The organism is Oleiphilus sp. HI0086 (genome assembly GCF_001635225.1).
The window spans coordinates 1-2,632 of the sequence record NZ_LWFZ01000861.1; the positions used below are offsets into that span (position 1 = coordinate 1).

At 44.8% G+C, this 2,632-nt stretch carries 3 protein-coding genes; 1 reads left to right on the forward strand and 2 read right to left on the reverse strand.

Features of this window, described 5'->3' with window-relative positions; all coding sequences use genetic code 11:
• The first annotated feature begins 99 nt into the window (after positions 1 to 99).
• The gene (locus A3756_RS15500; protein ID WP_068512074.1) at positions 100 to 303 is read left to right on the forward strand and encodes a DUF2892 domain-containing protein; all 204 of its coding nucleotides are present in this window, start codon (positions 100 to 102) and stop codon (positions 301 to 303) included.
• On the opposite strand, the gene A3756_RS15505 is transcribed toward A3756_RS15500, so the two are convergent.
• Together A3756_RS15505 and A3756_RS15510 are read right to left on the reverse strand one after the other, a co-directional pair.
• Positions 300 to 2,255, reverse strand: coding sequence for a DNA topoisomerase III (locus A3756_RS15505; RefSeq protein ID WP_068553832.1), 1,956 nt, complete (start codon positions 2,253 to 2,255; stop codon positions 300 to 302). The two genes, A3756_RS15500 and A3756_RS15505, sit on opposite strands and share 4 nt — an antisense overlap.
• A 51-nt stretch (positions 2,256 to 2,306) precedes the next feature.
• The coding region (locus A3756_RS15510; protein WP_156490515.1) for a diguanylate cyclase at positions 2,307 to 2,632 on the reverse strand (326 nt) is incomplete at its 5' end.

Here is a 2,632-nt window from a genome sequence, read left to right on the forward strand (position 1 = left end):
AAACCATCACATAGCAGCGATTATATTAGCATTGACTAATATAATTCAAGCATCTATATTAGTAAAACCTAATATTTAGTTTAGAAGAGGTTTTAGATCATGAATATCGATAGAACTGTATTTGCCGTTGCCGGGCTGTTTATTCTTGTTAGTGTTATTCTCAGTCAGGTCCATTCGGTCTATTGGCTGGCATTTACGGCTTTTGTTGGCGTCAATATGTTTCAGGCAGCATTCACAGGATTCTGCCCAATGGCCATGCTACTAAAAGCCTTAGGAAAAGAGCCCGGTTGCGCATTTCGTTAAGCGCCAACTTTTAATGTGGGGCTCGCCTTTTTGCGTCGGGCCTTATATTTACGTTTTTTAAATTTGTTTTGCGCTTTAAGGCCAGCTAAGGCTGAAAGGTGTGTATCTTTTGCCCTACATAGTAAGTGACTGATTTGTTGTTCAAGTGGCAGCATAAAATCAGCATATGCATACTCCCCCTGACTCATTTGCTTTAGCATCAACTCCCAGTGTGCAGTCATATCGGGCAATGAAACCTCTTCTGGCAGACTCGCTATCACTTTTCTACCAGCCTCTGTCGCTTTAATGGCTTTACCTTCTCGGTAAATAAACTGCCTCTTGAATAACAGCTCAATGATCGAAGCACGTGTCGCTTCTGTTCCAAGACCATCGGTATCTTTTAGTATTTTTTTGATCTCGGGGTCACTCACAAAACGGGCTATACCGGTCATCGCCGCGAGTAAACTTGCATCGCTAAAGTGTTTAGGAGGCTGAGTAAGCTTGCTAAGCAAGTCTCCAAATAAACAAGTAAAACGCTCACCTTTCTTGAGCTGAGGTAAAGCTACGGTTTGTTTTTCATCCTTAGTGGATTTAAGTACCTGCTTCCAACCCGGCTCACTGGTTTCCCTCGACTTTGCTCGGAATAAGCCACCGGCAATTCGAAAGCTGATTTCACGGTCGGTATAAGCCCAAGCCGGAAAAAACTGAATAAGATAGTGCTTTGCTATCAATTCATATACTTGCTGCTCAGCTTTACTCAATAATCCCTTTTTTGACTTATTCGCAGTTGGAATGATCGCGTGATGAGCACCAACCTTGGCATCATTCCAAACACGTCCTTTTAAACTTGAGTCGGCACTGTTACATATATTCTGTAAGTTGGTATTGCTAGCGATTGCATCGAAAATTTGTGCAGATTGGCTTAAGTGCCCCGAGGGTAGATAACGATTGTCAGAGCGAGGATAGGTAATCAGTTTATGTCGTTCATACAGATTCTGACAAGTATCCAAGACGGTCTTAGCACTCATACCAAATGCTTTAGCAGCATCGATCTGTAACGCAGATAAATTATATGGCAAAGGCGCAACTTGCTTCTTGGACTTAGCACTTGTTGCTTCAACATTAGCTGGCTGCCCCTTAATTCGCGCCACCACATTTTCAGCCAAAGCTTTGTTTATGACTCGCCCTTCGCTGTCCTGATAGGGCTCGCAAGCTTCGCTCGGCTGCCAACGGGCAGATAAAACTTGTTGTTCAGATATTTGGATATGGGCATCGACTTCGTAATAGTCTCGCACCACAAAGGCTTCAACTTCTGCATCTCGCCGAACAATCAAGCCTAGCAAGGGTGTTTGCACCCGCCCGATTGAAACCAGGCCCTGAAAACCGACCTTTTGAGCCTGAAGCGTAAAAGCGCGAGTTAGGTTCATTCCATAAAGCCAGTCTGCACGTGAACGAGCTAAAGCTGAAACAGATAAAGGCACAAAGTCTTTATTCGACTTTAGAGAAGCCAGGGCTTGCTTAACAGCGGGTAGATTTAAATCACTAATCAGGCAGCGTTCAATACTATCTTTCACTGACGCTTTAACGCCGACATGGTGAATCAGCTCATCCACCAGTAGCTGACCTTCCCTATCAGGGTCACCACAATGAATTATGTGATCAGCCTGTTTGACTAACTTTTTTAGAATAGAGTATTGCTTGCGGGTTTGCTTTTTAGGCGCCAGCTGCCAACCTCTAGGAAAACGGTCGGGCAATATAGGCAAGGTTTCATGCGACCATTTCTTAAGTGATGCATCATAGGCATCTGGCTCGAGCTGCTCCAGAAGGTGACCGATACACCAGCTGACTACATCACAGCGGCGTTTATCGGAATGCCCGACGTAAATACAGCCATCAGCTTTATGGTGAGGTTTAGGTAGGGCTTGCGCTATAGCCTTCCCCAGACTGGGCTTTTCTGCAATATACAGTTTCATTCATACAAAATACTGTATAAACAAACAGCTATCAAGCAGTTTCACGCCGTCTTAGCCAACTTTTTGCTCAACTCTGTTTCGACCGTTAAGCTTAGCTTGGTATAGCGCCTGATCAGCCATCTCAACCAAAGCGTGAGTCGAGCTTTCCTCGTTCGGCATGCAGGCACTTACGCCAACACTCGCTGTCACTTGAATACGCTCATCACCCGTATCAATCCACAAAGCTTCAATATGCGCCCGAATTCGCTCACCTATCAAAACAGCACCTTCCAATTTGGTCTCAGGTAAGACAACAGCTAACTCCTCTCCACCATAACGGCAAACCAGATCAGGAGGGCGTTTCACCAAACGATACACTTCAGAAGCGACCGTTTTCA

Excerpts from the sequence above, each read along its gene's own strand:
- A3756_RS15505 (WP_068553832.1), bottom strand. The coding sequence starts at position 2,255 with ATGAAACTGTATATTGCAGAAAAGCCCAGTCTGGGGAAGGCTATAGCG.
- A3756_RS15500 (WP_068512074.1), top strand. The coding sequence starts at position 100 with ATGAATATCGATAGAACTGTATTTGCCGTTGCCGGGCTGTTTATTCTT.